This is a genomic window from Iodidimonas sp. SYSU 1G8 (assembly GCF_039655775.1).
Lineage (GTDB): Bacteria > Pseudomonadota > Alphaproteobacteria > SMXS01 > SMXS01 > RI-34.
This window is the reverse complement of sequence record NZ_JBBYXJ010000002.1, coordinates 1,171,334-1,186,209: the sequence shown is the minus strand read 5'-3', so window position 1 is coordinate 1,186,209 and position 14,876 is coordinate 1,171,334. Positions and strand designations below refer to the sequence as shown.

Sequence of the window (14,876 nt, the reverse complement as noted above, 5' to 3'; positions counted from 1 at the left end):
GGTACTCAGGCCTTCAGATACTTGTCCAGCGTGATATGAACCTGACGGATGCGGGCTTCCTGGTAATTGGCCAGGGATTCGGCCTTCTTGGCGGAGGCCTTGAAGCCGCGCTGCTGTCGCTCGAGGTTGGACGTGTCCTGCTCGTAGACCGCCGCGAGCGGCTTGTCCATGTTGGGCACCGTATCATAGGTCTCGTTCACGCCCAGTTTGACCACGCGCGGCGGCTCGGGATGTTCCTCGCCCTCCTTGAGTGGACGCAGGAACATCAGGTCGAACCAGCAGGTATCGACGTCGGTCCCGGCGGGCCGGAAACGGTAGATCATCGGCAGGGTGATTCCGGGGAAGATGAACATGTTCGGGAACACGAAATACTCGATGGAATCGAGCATCTCGCTCTCGGAATAGTTCGTCAGATCGACACCGTACTTCTCACCGAGCTTCTCGCGGTTCTTCTGCGCGGCCATGATCCGCGCCGCCATGGAATTGGCGATGTCTTCCTCGGTCTCCGGCTCGGGCCATTTCGGCGCCAGATAGCCGATGGTGTGAACGAAGCGGTTCACATTGTCGCCGAAGATATCGTACTGGGCGTTGGTCTGCGCATTGCCGATCGGATCGCCGCCCATATGGGTTTCACGGACGTGATACGCCTCGAGAAATGCCTCGAGGCCAGCTTTCCAGTTACACGGCAGGGTACGGCGAAGATGGACTTCCACATAGCGCCGGTCCAGCGGGAAGAAGTGCTTGAAGTGCTCGGGCAGCACTTCGAGATACTCCTCCAGCGGTTTGGCGTCGTGGTCCATGTTGATGAACACGAAGCCGCCCCACAGACCGACCTTGGCCTCGGGCAGGCAGAGCTTTTCCTTGTCGAGGTGCGGGAAATCCCAGTCGCAGGGCAGATCCTTCAGCGTGCCGTCCATGTTCCACGTCCAGGCATGGAAGGGGCAGCGGAAATCATTGCCTGAGAGGGCGTAACCTTCCTCTTCCGCGCCGGGGCGCAGCTGGGTGCCGCGGTGCAGACAGGAATTGTAGTAGGCCTTCACCTCGCCGCTGTCGGTGCGGGTGATGATGAAGGAATAGTCACCGATCTCGTAGACCATGTGGTCGCCGGGTTCGGGAATATGTTCCTCGCGGCACACCCACTGCCAGACCTTCGGCCAGAGCTTCTTCATCTCAAGATCGAAGAACTCACGCGAGGTGTAGCGGTCGAAGGGGATGTCCTCGCTGCCGAGGAACTCGTACTGTTCCGTCACCAGCGGGACCGGCGCCGCCTTCGGGTCGCGCAGGATGATGTCCTTGGTGCTCTGGCCCGGTGTCCGGGCCTCGCCGGGCTTCAGCGCGTCCGGATTCTGAATATTCATCTACCGTCTCCCGATCTCATCGCGTACTGGGCGTCCCGTAAGCCCGGAACATAGTCCGGCAACTCGATCGATACAATACAGCACACGTGCTGAATTTCTTCGGGAGCGTGATAAACTGACGCTTTGAACTGATGGAAGGGAAGACCATGCCGACGGAGACCACCGCTATCGAGACATCGGAGGGTGTCGCCGATGGCTACTTCCTCCACCCGCAGGACGGACCCGCGCCCGCCATCATCATCTTCATGGACGGCCTGGGCCTGCGTCCCGAGTATATCGCCATGGCCGAGCGCCTCGTGGCCAATGGTTACGCGGTGCTGCTTCCCAACATGTATTACCGCTTCAACCCTTTCGAGCCGTTGAACCTGGCGACCGATCACGACCGGATGATGGCAATGGTCGCCACGATCACGCCGACGACCGCCAATCGCGACACCAAGGCTTTTCTGAACTTTCTCGGCGATCATCCGGCTGTCCAGGGGCACAAGGTCGGCTGCGTCGGCTATTGCATGGGCGGCGCTCCTGCCCTGGCGGCGGCCGCCGCCTTTCCCGACCGCGTCGCCGCCGCGGCATCGTTCCATGGCGGTCGCCTCGCCATCGACGAGCCAGACAGCCCGCATCGACGCGCCAGCGAAATGCAGGGGGAAATCTATGTCGGGGTGTCGGAAATCGACCCGTGGCTGGAACCCGGCGAGACTGAACGCCTGAAATCGGCCCTGGAGGCCGGAGGCACCAAGCACACCGTGGAAATCTATCCCGGCGCCCAGCACGGGTTCACGGTGCCCGGTCTCAGCGTCTATGACGAGGCCATGTCCGAGCGCCACTGGGAACGGCTGCTGGACCTGTTCGCGCGCACGCTGAAGTAAGCTATCGGGCGTTCAGCGTCGCCCAGTCCCGGGGCCGCCACTCCTTGACGCGCTTGCGCGCCTCGGCCAGCTGAGCCGGCGTGAGTTCCCCGCCGGCCTTATCCCGGTTCTGCTCGGCGGAAGCGATCGCGGCGGCATTCTCGGGTGAATGACCCGCCGCCGCGAGCGCGAACCATGTATAGGCCTCGACGAAGTTACGCGGCACGCCGAGCCCCTGCGCGAACATCAGTCCAAGGCTGTTTTGAGCCTCGGGATCGCCCTGCTGCGCGGCCAGCCCGTAATAATTGGCGGCCTTGGCATCGTCCTTGTCGACGCCCTGGCCGAGCCTGTAGAGGTGGCCTAGCGTCCGCAGACCGTTCACATCACCCTTATCGGCCGCGGAGCGGAGCCAGCGCGCCGCTTCCTTGTAGTCCTGCGCCACACCCTCGCCCGTGGAGAACAGCAAGCCCATTCCCGCCTCGGCCTCGGCGTCGCCCCGATGGGCCAGAGGCCGCCAGAGCTCCACGGCCGTGGCGAAGTCCCCTCGTTCATAGGCGGACAATCCTTCCTCGTAGGCGCCGGCCCATGCCGGGCCAGACGCCGCCAGCGCCAGGATCGCCGCAAATGTTCCGTGTATCAGCCGCCGCCGCATGGATCGCCCCCTGATGTCGCCCGCTGACGATGAAACTAGTGTATCGCGACCCCAGCGCCAACCGATCGGTCTTGCCGCCGTGCCATCCGACCCACACACTGGCGCGGAACCGGCACCTGCGACACACTCCAATAAACGGGACCCCACATGACGCTGCTTTCCGACAGGACCATATTCCAGAACGCCTGGGTGGTTGACGACCTCGCCGCCGCCATGAAGAAGTGGACCGATTTCTACGGCGTCGGGCCATTCTATGTGCTCGATCATCTGGACCTCACCGGTACGCTGTATCGCGGCGCGCCGTCGGAGCTGGTTCTGTCCGTCGGGCTTGCCCAGGCGGGTCCTGTCCAGGTGGAACTGATCCAGCAACACAACAGAGGGCCCAGCGTCTATCGCGACATGATCGACGAGGGCCGGAGCGGCTTTCATCATGTGTGCGTCTACACGCATGACTTCAAATCCGACCAAGCGGTGTTCGAAGCGGCGGGCTATCCGACGGCCATGGAAGGCGGCTCGCCCGACGGCGTGGTGAAGTTCGCCTATTTCGACACGCGGAAGGATTTCGACATCTTCACCGAGGTGATCAGCCAGGCGCCGATCCTGATGGCCCGCAACGACATGGTCCGCCGCGCCGCCATGGACTGGGATGGCAGCGACCCCGTCCGCATCATCACCGAAGACGGCTACCGCGTGCCCTGAAGGCGGCGTTCCGGCTACATCGCGCGGACGGCGGCGAACGCCGGACGCGCGGTGGCGGCCTCGAACCATTTCTTCACCGCCGGATAGGGCGACAGGTCGTACTGAATGAACGTGGAAAGGGCGATGACGCCGGCCACGTTCAGGTCGGCGACGGTGAATCGCTCCGCCACCAGCCAGTCACGGGAGGACAGGTGCTGATCGAGCACCTTGAGCGGCCGGGCCAGTTTCGCCTGCGCCTCGGCTTCGATCTTTTCGTCCGGCGGCAGCATGGCGATGTTCGGATGGCGCGCGACAAGGGCGATGATGTTGTCCTCGAGCTCGGTCAGGGCCCACATGCTCCACTGGGTCGCGAGAGCATCCTCGCGCAGGTCTCGCGGCGCCAGGACACTGACCGGGTTGGCCTTCGCCAGATAAAGATTGATGGCAAGAGATTCGAACAGCACGAAGCCATCATCGTCCATGGCCGGCACCCGCCCATTGGGATTAATGGCCAGAAAAGCGGGCTGCTTCGCGTCCTTCATGAAATGGGTCGGCACCAGCTCGTAGCTGAGGCCGACCTCCCGCCGCAGTTCTTCCGCCATCCACAGCGTGCGCATCGCTCGCGAACCGGGCGTGCCATAGATCTTGATCGTGCTCATCGTCGATTCTCCCCGTGATGCCTGCAGTGGCCTAGCGTGACACCGCACGCTGTCATCCGGCATGCGAGACCGCAATTGCTTTCCTGTGCACCATCATTCTTTCGGGGTGAGGATGACCCGGTCGATAATCGATTTGTTGATGAACTCCAGGCTCTCGCCATCGGGCGCGAACGCCGTGAACATGCCGCCCTTGTTCATGTGATCGGAGACGCGCTGATAGGTCGTCAGCAGCAGCCGACCGGTGCGCTTCTCGCCGCCGATCACGATGGCGACCGGCTCCTCGCGCCGTTCCTGGACCAACAGCCCGATCCTCTCGTCCTTCAGCGAGACGATCCGCTTGATGTGGGTCTTCTGAATGAGCTGCATGCTGCCGCTCTCATCCTCGAAGACAAGAAAGGCAGCATCGGAATCAATGACGTCTTCAAGAATGTCGCCATGATCGAGGAACACGTTGCCGCGCAACGGATCGCCGGCGTGCATGCCCTGCAACTCGATCTGAACGGCAAAGCGCGATTTGGGCCGTCTGGTCTCGAACTTCATTGCCTCGTCCTTCTCGTGCGGGGAGCGCCGGCGCGCCAGACCGATTGTCGGCCGCGGACGGTCCGGCAACAAGCAAATTACGGAGATCTCTTTGATATCACGGGAGTGGACGGGGCCGGGCGGAGCCATAATGCCTCCAGCCCGGCCCCTGACGCGGCCGCGGTCTCCGAGGGGGGTGAAGACCGCTTCCGGTATGTCGACGACGCAGCTATCGCGGCTGGCGTCATTCTCGACTGCATGGGTTTTGTCACGCGGTTGACGAACCGCCATCGAGAGGAGATGTCGGTCATGCCTCCGGCAACGGCAACGGCCATTGTGTGAAGAATTGTTAAGCCGGCGCGGGAGACCCGGAGGCCACATATCGCTTGAGGAGCCGCATGCGAGTACGGTATCCGGACGTCCAGATTCCGTATCCCGCGACAGGAGAACGCGCCATGACCGATGCACCGCCAGACGTCGTATCGGTTCATGACGAACCACGCCACCGGTTCCGGTTCCGCAATGATCACGCCTATGTCTACGACGTGCTGATCCCGCCCGCCGATGTCACGCTGTATCACAGCCACAACGAGGACACGCTTTACGTCGCCATCGCGGGCGCCCATGTGTGCAACCAGCCGCTGGGCCAGGACGCGCAGATCGGCGACGTCGCTAAGGGCACCATCATGGTGATGCCGCACCGCACGAAGCCGATCGTGCATCAGGTCACCAACAAAGGCGACGCGGACATGCGGCTGATCGGCGCGGAAATCCTCGCCTCGCCGCCCGTCGTCGCCGAGACCGCCCTGTCCGCGCCCGGCCTGACCCTGGCGAGCGAGAAGCCGCGCGTGCGCACCTATACCGTCGTGCTGGAGCCTGACGCCTCCACCGGCGACATGGCCTGCGCGTTCTCGGGCCTGCTGATCGTCATCTCGGGCGGCGTGATCGAGATCGCCGGCGCCGACGGAGCCCGCACCCTGTCGCTTTCGCCGGGCGACGCCATCTGGCACGACGGGCCGGTCCGCCAGCGGCTGACCAATCGCGGCGCCGCGCCGTTCGAGGCGGTTCTGGGCGAGTGGCGCTGAGCGCGCACCCATGTGCGGCCGCCTTGCCAGCACCCTGACCTGGACGGATGTCGCCGACTATTACCGGCTGCTGTTCACCAAGCCGCTGAACCTTCAGGTCCGCCTGAACATCGCCCCGACGGAGGATGTGCTGGTCGTCCTGCGCGGTCGTGACAAGCATTGCAATATCGGCCGTCACGCGGGCATGATGCGATGGGGTCTGGTGCCGCACTGGGCCGGCGAAATGCCCAAGGCCGCGACGTTCAACGCGCGCGCCGAGGGGATCGGGGACAAGCCGATGTGGCGCGATCCGCTGCGCCATCGCCGCTGCGTGGTGACCGCCAGCAGCTTCTACGAATGGACCGGCGAGAAGGGCGCGCGGGTGCCCATGAACATCTCGCGGGCCGATGGAGAGCCGCTGTCCCTGGCGGGGCTGTGGGATCGCAACCTGGCACTGGGAACGCTGTCCTGCACGGTGATCGTCACGACGGCCAATGACCAGATGCAGCCGATCCACGACCGCATGCCCGTGATCCTCGAGGCGGACGCCATCGACCGCTGGCTCGAGGCTCCGGACGAAGCGCTGCTCGCGCCATCGGCCGCGCCGCTCCGGATCGAACCCGCCTCGCCCGCGCTGAACCGTCCAGGCACATTGCCGGACAATCCGTAGCGATGAGATCGGTCTTGCAAGGTATTGTTCTGGCTCTCGCCACGCTCACAGGAGTGTGCAGCCTCACCGGCCTTTTGGGCAGCTCGCACTGGTTCTTCGACCTGTTCAATCATTTCAGGCCCCAGGCGCTGGTCGCCGGTCTTACCCTCCTCGTTTTCGGTGTTGCTCTGAGATACCGGACGGGTGTGGTGTTGGCATGTCTCATCCTGCTCTTGAATGGCGGACTGATCGCGACACGTCTCCTGACTGTCCAAAGTCAGCCCCAGACTGTATCCGATGAACCCGTATCGCTGATCTCCGCGAACCTGTTGTCCTCCAACAACGACCATCAGGCCGTTCGCGCCATGATCCAGCGGGAGGCCCCGGACATTTTCGTCGCGCTGGAGGCAGACCACGAGTGGACCGACGCACTCAGGTTTGCTGACGCGCAATATCCGCACCAGCTCAGTTATCCGAGACTGGATAATTTCGGCATGGCGGTCCTTTCGAAACGACCTTTTCAAGGCAGGGTCATTCGGGTTGACCCCGGAAGCGTTCCACTTTTCCATCTGGATTTCGGCTCGTTCGTCCTGATCGCAGCCCATCCCCCGCCGCCCCTTGGCCGGCAGGGTGCGGATAGCCAGAAGCGCTATCTGCGGGAGATCCTGTATTTGGCCGAGGCTACCAGCAAGCCCATGATCATTGCCGGCGACCTGAACACCACGCTCTGGGCAGACACTATGAAGCCTCTGATCAGCGCTGGCTTTTCTCCCGCGAACCGCACCGGCATGGCCTGGACATGGCCTACCGGGTTCAGGCCGCTCGGCATCCAAATCGACCATATTCTTGTCCGAGGCGCAAAGAGCGACCGCTTCAGGACCCTTCCATACATCGGCTCGGATCATTTCCCGATCGCCGCTCGGTTCGCACCCCGGACCATGCCTTGACCCGGCCCCGCCGCTGCGGCCACACTCGCGGCGGGGAGAGTTATCGATGAATGTCCGCGCCTCGTCCGCCTTGTCCCGTTTTACCGTGATCGACCTGACGCGTGCCCGCGCCGGGCCGACCTGCGCGCGGCAGCTGGCCGACTGGGGCGCCGATGTGATCCGGGTAGAGGCGCCGCCTTCGGCGGGAGAGCCTGCCGATTTCGCCAGCCGGCACGACCCGGACTTCCAGAATCTGCACCGCAACAAGCGCAGCTTGACGCTCGACCTGAAGGCACCCGACGGCGTCGCCGTCCTGCGACGCCTGGCGTGCAAGGCGGACGTGCTCATCGAGAATTATCGGCCCGACGTGAAACGCAGGCTGGGCATCGACTACGAGACGCTGAAGGCGGATAATCCGCACCTCGTCTATGTCAGCATTTCCGGTTTCGGCCAGGATGGTCCCTATGCGGACCGCCCGGGACTCGACCAGATCGCGCAGGGCATGGGCGGCATGATGTCGATCACCGGCGAGGCCGGACGCGGACCGATGCGGGCCGGCATCGCGGTGTCGGACATGGCGTCAGGGCTGCTGGCCGCGAACGGAACGCTGACCGCGTTGCTGGAGCGGGAGGTGTCCGGCGAAGGGCAGTGGGTGACGACGTCGCTGCTGGAGTCCCAGATATTCATGCTCGACTTCCAGGCCGCGCGCTGGCTGATCAGGGGCGAGGTGCCGGGACAGGCCGGCAACGATCACCCCACCGCCGTGCCCATGGGCTGCTTCCGCACGGCGGACGGCCATGTGAACATGGCGCCCATGCCCGGCGCATGGGCCAAGTTCTGTAAGGCGCTGGGGATCGGGCACCTGGCGGCCCACCCCGATTTCGCGACCATGGCCAACCGCCGCGCCAACCGGGCGCTCGTCAACAGCACCATCGAGGCCGTGACCGTGACCCGCGACAGCGCTTACTGGATCGACATCATGAACGCCGCGGGCATTCCCTGCGGGCCGATCTACGCCATCGACCAGACCTTCGCCGATCCGCAGGTCGCGCATCTGGGGATCGCGCAAGCGGTGGCCTCGCCCGCGCTCGGCGAAATCCGGCTGGTCGGCCAGCCCGTGCATCTGAGCCGCACGGACAGCAGGATCGCCGCCGCCGCGCCGGAATGCGGTGAACACACGGATGAAATCCTGGCATGGCTGGAGTATTCGGCCGCCGACATCGCCGCCCTGCGCGGCGCCAACATCGTATGAGGACGCCATGACCGATCACGTCCAGACCCGCAGGGACGGTGCCGTTCGCTGGCTGATTTTCAACAAGCCCGAAAAGCACAATGCCCTGTCGCTCGACATGTCCGCCGCCGCCCTCGAGGTCATCGAGACCTTCGCCGCGGCCGATGACGAACGGGTGCTGGTGGTAACCGGCGCGGGCGGCAAGGCCTTCGTGTCCGGCGCCGACATCTCGGAATTCGAGAAACGCCGCAGCGATTCCGCCAAGGCGGACGAGTATGCCCGCGCCACGACCCGCATGTTCTTTGCCCTGCGCGACGTGGAGAAACCGACCGTCGCCATGATCCGGGGAATCTGCTTCGGCGGCGGCGTAGCCCTCGCCACCTGCTGCGACCTGCGCATCGCGGCCAACGATGGCGTGTTCTGCGTGCCGGCGGCGCGGCTTGGCATCGGCTATTCGGCGGACTTCGTCAAACTGCTGGCCGATCTGGTCGGACCCGCCGTCGCAAAGGAGTTTCTGTACACGGCACGGCGCTATCCCGCCGAGGAGGCACGCGCCATCGGCCTCGTGAACCGGGTGGTGGCGTCCGCAGAGTTGGAAGGCTTCGTCAAGGATTACGCCGAGGGGATCGCCGGCAACGCGCCGCTGACGCAGCGCGCGGCCAAGATCGTCATTTCGGAACTGCTGAAGGAGACGCCGGACGCCGAACGAAGCGCCCGTGCCGTCGCCGCCTGCGCCGACAGCGAGGATTTTCGCAACGCGCGCCGGGCTTTCATGGAGAAGCGCAAACCGATCTTCAACGGCCGGTAATATGATACCCTCTTAGTCTTGCAGGAATATGCAAGATTAATCCGCCTGTACGGCTGATAAGGCTTGGGGGAGCCACGAAGTGATATCTGGAAAATGGGCCTCGCGCCTGATGGCCATCCTCAGCGTGCTGGCATCGGGGCAGACCGCCCAGGCCGAGGCGCTCTTCGACAGGGGCAAGCTCCTGGCCACCGGCGGCGTCAGCCAGGTCGAGGGCGCGGCGGGCGCCGGTCTCAGCACATGGGCCGTGATCTCGGGCTATGGCACCGACCGGGGCGTCGGCATCAACGCGCATCATACCTCCGCCGTGCTCGATGACTTCACGTTCCACGGCAGCGGTGTCTCCGTCGGCCTGTTCGACAGGCTCGAGATTTCCTATACGCGGCAATCGTTCGATACCGGAAAGACCGGCGGCGCGCTCGGGCTGGGGAACGGCTTCACCTTTTCACAGGATATCGTGGGCGCGAAAGTGCGTCTGATCGGCGACGCGGTCTATGATCAGGACCGCTGGCTGCCTCAGATCGCGGCGGGTATCCAGTACAAGCGTGCCGGCAAGGCGCCGATCCTGGCGGCGGTCGGCGCGGGCGGGAATGACGGCGTGGATTTCTATCTGGCCGCGACCAAACTGCTGCTGAGCCAGAGCGTGCTGCTGAGCGCGACGGCCCGCATGACCAAGGCCAATCATTTCGGCCTGCTCGGCTTCGGCAGCGCCGCCGGGGCCGACTACCGGCTGCAATGGGAGTTCTCGGCGGTCTATCTGATCAGCCGGCGCCTCGTGGCGGGCGTCGATTACCGCACCAAGCCGGACAATCTGGCCTTCGCGCGGGAAGGCGATGCCAAGGCCATCTATGTCGCGTGGTTTCCGAGCAAGCACCTTTCCCTTACCCTGGCGGGCGTTGATCTCGGACCGATCGCGCTGCAAGGGCGGCAGCAGGGCGTCTACGCATCCATACAGGCGGGGTTCTGAGATGAAGATCGCGCGCATGCTTCTGTTGGCCGCCGGGCTTGCCCTTGCCGCGCCAGCCGCTTTCGCCGGAAGCCTCTACGACGAGCTCGGCGGCAAGGCGGGAATCGCTGCGTTCGTCGGACGGACGATCGACCTGTCCTTTACCGATCCACGCATCGCGCACACCTTCAAGAACTCCAAGCCCGACTATCTCAAGAAGATGATTTCGGAACAGTTCTGCGCGCTCAGCGGCGGCCCGTGCACCTATACCGGCGTCGACATGAAGAAATCCCACCAGGGACTGGGGCTGACCAGCCTGCACTTCAATGCGCTCGTCGAGGTGCTGCAGCAGGCCATGCGCGAGGCAGGCATTCCCAGCGCGACCCAGAACCGCCTGCTTGCCCTGCTCGCGCCCATGCACCGTGACGTGGTGGAAAAATAGGCGCTATTCGACGGCGGCGACCTTGCCGTAAGGCGAGACCTGGATAAACCGGTCCAGTTCCTCGACCGGTATGGGCCGGCTGAAAAAATACCCCTGCGCCAGATCGCAGCCAAACGCCCGCAGCAGATCGGCCGATGCCTCGTCCTCGACGCCCTCCGCGGTCACCTTCAGCCCCAGGCTGTGCCCCATGTCGATGGTGGAACGGACCAGTATCTGATCCTGCGCGCTGGTCGCCAGACTGGTGACGAAAGAGCGATCAATCTTGAGCTCGTCGATCGGCAGTTTCTTCAGATAGCTGAGCGAGGAATAACCGGTGCCGTAATCGTCGATGGAAAGCGTCAGCTTCATGCGCTTGAGCTCATCGAGCACGTCAATCGCTTGGCCGGGATCCTGCATCACCGCGCTCTCGGTGACTTCAAGCACAATCCATCCAGGATTGACGGCGTATTTTTTGAGCAGCCTTGCAATGACGAATGGCAAGGTGCGATCCGCGAGGTCACGCGCGGAAAGATTGATGGCGGTGCGGATGGCATGGCCCGCTTCGTGCCAGGCGCCGCACTGGCGGATGGCGCTTTCCAACGCCCATGCAGTGAGATGGCCGATATGTCCGGTCTGCTCCGCGAGGGTAATGAATTCATCGGGCGGGATGAAGCCGAGCTTGGGGTGGCGCCAGCGAACGAGCGCCTCGACATGGCTCATGACGCCCCGCTTCAGGTCGATCTTGGGCTGGTAGTAGAACAGCACCTCGCCGGCGGCGAGGCTCTTCTTGAGATCGCCCATCAGCGACAGGCGCTCGGCGGTGTGGGAATCCCGTTCGGGGTCATAGACGCTGACGGTGGCGCCGCCAGTCTGTCCCTGCATCACCGCGATACTGGCCTTTTGAACCAATCCCTCAGCCGTCGATGCGTGGTCGGGATAATTGGCGATGCCAATCTGCGCATTGGAATCGATGGTGAAGGCATCAATGGTGAAGGGCTGCTCGAAACCGTTGCGAAGGTCTTCGGCCGCCCGCCGTGCCGCGGCGACGTCCAGTCCCGGAAAGGCGATGATGAAGGAAACCGTGCTCAGCCGCGCGATCATGCCGGCGCCTGAAGCGCTGTCGATGAGACGGGGACCGATCAGGCCGATCAACCTTTCCCATGTAGCGAAGCCGAACGTATTCCGGACCTCGTTGACCCGTTCCACCGTCACCACAACCACGCTGATGCTCTGGTGCGGAGAGGTCTCGATGAACATGTTGAGCAGCGCCTCGAACTTCCGGCGGTTCGGCAGACCGGTTTCGCTGTCGTGTTCGGCCTGGTAGGTGATGGTGCGTTCGCGTTCCTCGATGCTCGTCACCATACGATTGAAGCTGTCGGTCAACTGCCCGATTTCATCACGCGATGGCATCAGAGCTACCGGCTGGTAGTCGCCGCGCGACGCCTTCCCGGCCGCGTCGGCGAGCAGCCGCAGCGGGCGCGACACACTGCCGGCGACCAGCGTACTGCTCCAGGCAAGAACGGCCATGCCAACCGCGAGCAAGGCCAGCAACGCGTAGATCAGCGCTCGGTAAGGACCAAAAGCCACATCCATCGAGTATTGCAGAAACGCCGTGGCGCCAATCACCCCATCATCGTTGCGCAGATCGATCGCTCGCGCCAGATACTCCCCGCCCGCGAGATCGAGGCTCGCCGGACCGCCGCCGCGGGGAAGCACCGCGGGAATATCCGGAGCCAAAAGAGGCATGCTGGACGCCAGCACCTGAGGACCGCTGCCGGAGGCATCGAGAAACGCCACCTCCATGCCTTGCGGCATCAGGTCGCGGACGGCCCGGGCCTCGGCATCGTCGAGCCGGATGCCGAGACCGACCCACGCGATGGTGACGGGCGCCAGAACCGGCATGACGACGAAATCGTAAAGCTGGCCGTCCAGTTCACGAATGGCGACGGCGCGCCCGTGCTGTTCGGCGTGATCGAGCAGTCCGGACATGGGAAAGGACTGGCCGACCAGCGGCGCGCTGGTTCCAGTATCGGCCCGGACCAGACGGTCCAGCCCGATGAGAAAGGAGCGGTCGGCCCCTATCCGCCCGGCCAGGTTCGACAGAGCGGATATGATGGTCGGGTCGTCATCGGTGGCGACCGCTTCGCGGAAGCCGAAATCGTTGGACAGCACGGCCGCGCCATCGGCCAGCATGTCGGCGCGTTCCTGCATGGCGCGGGTGAATATCTCGCCGGAATATGACAGATGCCGGATCGCCTCGCGGTCGAGGTTGCGGACCGTCACCAGATAGACGGCCACATAGGTGGCGATCTGAACCAGAATGAACAGCGACAGGAATAGCAGGACAAGCTTGGTCTGAAACCTGTTCAGGGCGGGCAATCTCACTGTGGCACGCCTCGGGGCGGCGCCGGAGGCTTGAGCGGAAGACGGAACGAGACCGTCAGCGCCTGGCCGGCAACGAGGGCGACATCCTGTGCCGGCACCTCGGCACGCTGGCGGGGATGCCAGACCGCCACGTTATACCGACCGGGCCGAAGCGTGCCGAAGCCCGCGGCGCCATCCTCGCCAGTCTGAGCAAAATTATCCGTATCAAGGACATAGATGTAGGCGAGCATGTTGTCGTGGATATTGCACCCAAGGGCGACGACACCGGGCTTGTCGAATACCTCCTTCTTTTCCTCGTCGCCGCCATACAGGTTGAACTGAAATATTTTCGGCTTGGAAAAGGAATAGACCGAATGCCGGAATTCATCCCGGTTCGGAAACCGGACGGTGGCGCCGGTACGCACCGGCAATATATGAGGCGCGAACTCCTTGTTCTGCTGCACCATGATTGCCTGACGGCGTTCAGCGGCGACATTCAACGCCGGGTCCGGCGATGTGAAACTGACCACGGCATCGGGGACCGCGGCGCCCGTATCATCGACCACGGCAACGGTCACCTCGTTGGCCGCCGCCGGCCCGGTCTGCCCGAGGACGGCACCGCATACCGACAGGTAACACAATAACGCGCGGCGCAGACGCTTCATGCGGCCCCTCAAGCTCTCGTCATCACGGATCATAGTTCACACCAGCCCCGAAACAAACCGGTATGCGTGGACTGGCGGGGGGCTCGTTCAATCAGGCCGCAGGCCGTGATCGAACATGGCGGTGATCGCGGCAGCGGTCTTTTCCACGTCCATCTCGGTGCCGCGAAAATGGTGATCCATCACGACCATCAGATGCACGCCGAAACCCATCAGGGTCATCAACTCCACATCCACATGTTTCAGGCGGTCCTCGCCGGCTCGCTCGCGCGTGATATCGGCAAGGGTGCGGATCATGGGGAAGATGTGCTTTCGGTACATCTCCTCGCCGGCGGCCCTCTCCGAGAACAGAGCCGTGACCAGCAGCGGATAGCTTTTGAGCATGGTGCGCAGGAAGCGGTCATGGGCCTGCAGGCTGGCGTCACGGGCTGGCTGGTCCTGCGGCGCGCGGGCACGTGCGATCGCGACCTGCTCGCTCACGGCCTCGCGCAGGGGTTCGAGCACGGCGGCTTCGAAAAGGGCTTCCTTGGACTCGAAATGCGCGAACAGCGTGGCTTCGTTGACTCCGGCTTCCGCCGCGATTTCACGGGTCCGGGCCCCGCTCAGGCTCGATCGAATAAAGACCTCCTGGGCGGCCGCGATGATCTGGCGACGCCGTTCGGGTGCCGAAAGACGGCGCCGGCGCCCCCCCGGTTCGGCGGTATTCTGCTTGCTGTCGGTCATTGTCCCCACGCCTTGGCCACGTCGTTGACCTGGCGACCTTACGCCCGTTCGACGCTAAACTCGATACGGAGTTCCGCGACGGAACCTGCGCAAGAAAGCCGAGGATGACGTCAGCCTGACACCCCACTGATTTAAATGTAAGTGATTACTTTATTATAGAACACCTCCCGACACAACCCTAGCGGAGCGCAAAAATAAGTAATTGTTTGCTTGATAGTGATGGAAGCGGAGGCGTATAAGTAAAAAAAGTCAGGGTCGCTTGTCGTTATCTCCGATACCGCCCGGGATCCCGGGGACCACCGGTATCCACCCGATACGTCGCTGGGGAGCAGACGTACCGGGGACGATCCGCCAAGCGCGGGGAACAGGGGAGG

General features: G+C 63.6%; 16 protein-coding genes. 9 read left to right on the top strand and 7 right to left on the bottom strand.

Translation table 11 applies throughout. The features are described from left to right. Positions 1-5: 5 nt before the first annotated feature. Complete coding sequence (locus tag WJU17_RS16785; RefSeq protein ID WP_346328544.1) at positions 6-1,358, bottom strand: aromatic ring-hydroxylating dioxygenase subunit alpha; 1,353 nt, start codon at positions 1,356-1,358, stop codon at positions 6-8. Between the two features lie 146 nt (positions 1,359-1,504). Between WJU17_RS16785 and WJU17_RS16780 the strand changes: the two genes are divergently transcribed. Next, positions 1,505-2,224 carry a dienelactone hydrolase family protein gene (locus WJU17_RS16780; RefSeq protein ID WP_346328543.1) on the top strand — a complete coding sequence of 240 codons (720 nt, stop codon included), beginning with the start codon at positions 1,505-1,507 and terminating at the stop codon, positions 2,222-2,224. Between the two features lies 1 nt (position 2,225). Here the strand turns inward: WJU17_RS16780 and WJU17_RS16775 are convergent, their stop codons facing one another. Next, positions 2,226-2,855 (bottom strand): tetratricopeptide repeat protein, encoded by a 630-nt coding sequence (locus tag WJU17_RS16775; RefSeq protein WP_346328542.1) that lies wholly within the window; start codon positions 2,853-2,855, stop codon positions 2,226-2,228. A 147-nt stretch (positions 2,856-3,002) separates the two neighbouring features. Between WJU17_RS16775 and WJU17_RS16770 the strand changes: the two genes are divergently transcribed. Beyond that, positions 3,003-3,554, top strand: a complete 552-nt coding sequence (locus WJU17_RS16770; protein WP_346328541.1) for a VOC family protein — start codon at positions 3,003-3,005, stop codon at positions 3,552-3,554. Positions 3,555-3,568: 14 nt separating this feature from the next. On the opposite strand, the gene WJU17_RS16765 is transcribed toward WJU17_RS16770, so the two are convergent. After that, entirely contained in the window at positions 3,569-4,192 is a 624-nt protein-coding gene (locus tag WJU17_RS16765; protein ID WP_346328540.1) for a glutathione S-transferase family protein, read from the bottom strand. A gap of 93 nt (positions 4,193-4,285) precedes the next feature. After that, the gene (locus WJU17_RS16760) at positions 4,286-4,732 is read right to left on the bottom strand and encodes a hypothetical protein (RefSeq protein ID WP_346328539.1); all 447 of its coding nucleotides are present in this window, start codon (positions 4,730-4,732) and stop codon (positions 4,286-4,288) included. 377 nt (positions 4,733-5,109) lie between these two features. Here WJU17_RS16760 and WJU17_RS16755 point away from each other — a divergent pair, with 377 nt between their 5' ends. The 7 genes from WJU17_RS16755 to WJU17_RS16725 all read left to right on the top strand — a co-directional run bounded on the left by WJU17_RS16755 (position 5,110) and on the right by WJU17_RS16725 (position 10,774). Beyond that, positions 5,110-5,796, top strand: a complete 687-nt coding sequence (locus WJU17_RS16755) for a hypothetical protein (RefSeq protein WP_346328538.1) — start codon at positions 5,110-5,112, stop codon at positions 5,794-5,796. Positions 5,797-5,806: 10 nt separating this feature from the next. Next, positions 5,807-6,445 (top strand): SOS response-associated peptidase, encoded by a 639-nt coding sequence (locus WJU17_RS16750; RefSeq protein ID WP_346328537.1) that lies wholly within the window; start codon positions 5,807-5,809, stop codon positions 6,443-6,445. A 14-nt stretch (positions 6,446-6,459) separates the two neighbouring features. Then, on the top strand, positions 6,460-7,371 hold the full coding sequence (locus WJU17_RS16745) for an endonuclease/exonuclease/phosphatase family protein (RefSeq protein WP_346328536.1): 912 nt from the start codon (positions 6,460-6,462) through the stop codon (positions 7,369-7,371). A 46-nt stretch (positions 7,372-7,417) separates the two neighbouring features. Then, positions 7,418-8,602 (top strand): CoA transferase, encoded by a 1,185-nt coding sequence (locus tag WJU17_RS16740; protein WP_346328535.1) that lies wholly within the window; start codon positions 7,418-7,420, stop codon positions 8,600-8,602. Between the two features lie 7 nt (positions 8,603-8,609). Then, complete coding sequence (locus WJU17_RS16735; RefSeq protein ID WP_346328534.1) at positions 8,610-9,389, top strand: enoyl-CoA hydratase; 780 nt, start codon at positions 8,610-8,612, stop codon at positions 9,387-9,389. A gap of 79 nt (positions 9,390-9,468) precedes the next feature. Further along, the gene (locus WJU17_RS16730) at positions 9,469-10,353 is read left to right on the top strand and encodes a DUF3034 family protein (protein WP_346328533.1); all 885 of its coding nucleotides are present in this window, start codon (positions 9,469-9,471) and stop codon (positions 10,351-10,353) included. A gap of 16 nt (positions 10,354-10,369) precedes the next feature. Beyond that, a complete protein-coding gene (locus tag WJU17_RS16725; RefSeq protein ID WP_346328532.1) occupies positions 10,370-10,774 on the top strand; it encodes a group 1 truncated hemoglobin in 405 nt (134 codons plus the stop codon). A 3-nt stretch (positions 10,775-10,777) separates the two neighbouring features. Here WJU17_RS16725 and WJU17_RS16720 read toward each other — a convergent pair whose 3' ends face one another. From WJU17_RS16720 to WJU17_RS16710, 3 genes are all read right to left on the bottom strand, one after another. Beyond that, positions 10,778-13,138, bottom strand: a complete 2,361-nt coding sequence (locus WJU17_RS16720; protein WP_346328531.1) for an EAL domain-containing protein — start codon at positions 13,136-13,138, stop codon at positions 10,778-10,780. Beyond that, positions 13,135-13,782, bottom strand: coding sequence for a methylamine utilization protein (locus tag WJU17_RS16715; protein ID WP_346328530.1), 648 nt, complete (start codon positions 13,780-13,782; stop codon positions 13,135-13,137). Before WJU17_RS16715 ends, WJU17_RS16720 begins: the two co-directional genes overlap by 4 nt. An 87-nt stretch (positions 13,783-13,869) precedes the next feature. Next, a complete protein-coding gene (locus tag WJU17_RS16710) occupies positions 13,870-14,502 on the bottom strand; it encodes a helix-turn-helix domain-containing protein (RefSeq protein ID WP_346328529.1) in 633 nt (210 codons plus the stop codon). Between the last annotated feature and the right edge of the window lie 374 nt (positions 14,503-14,876).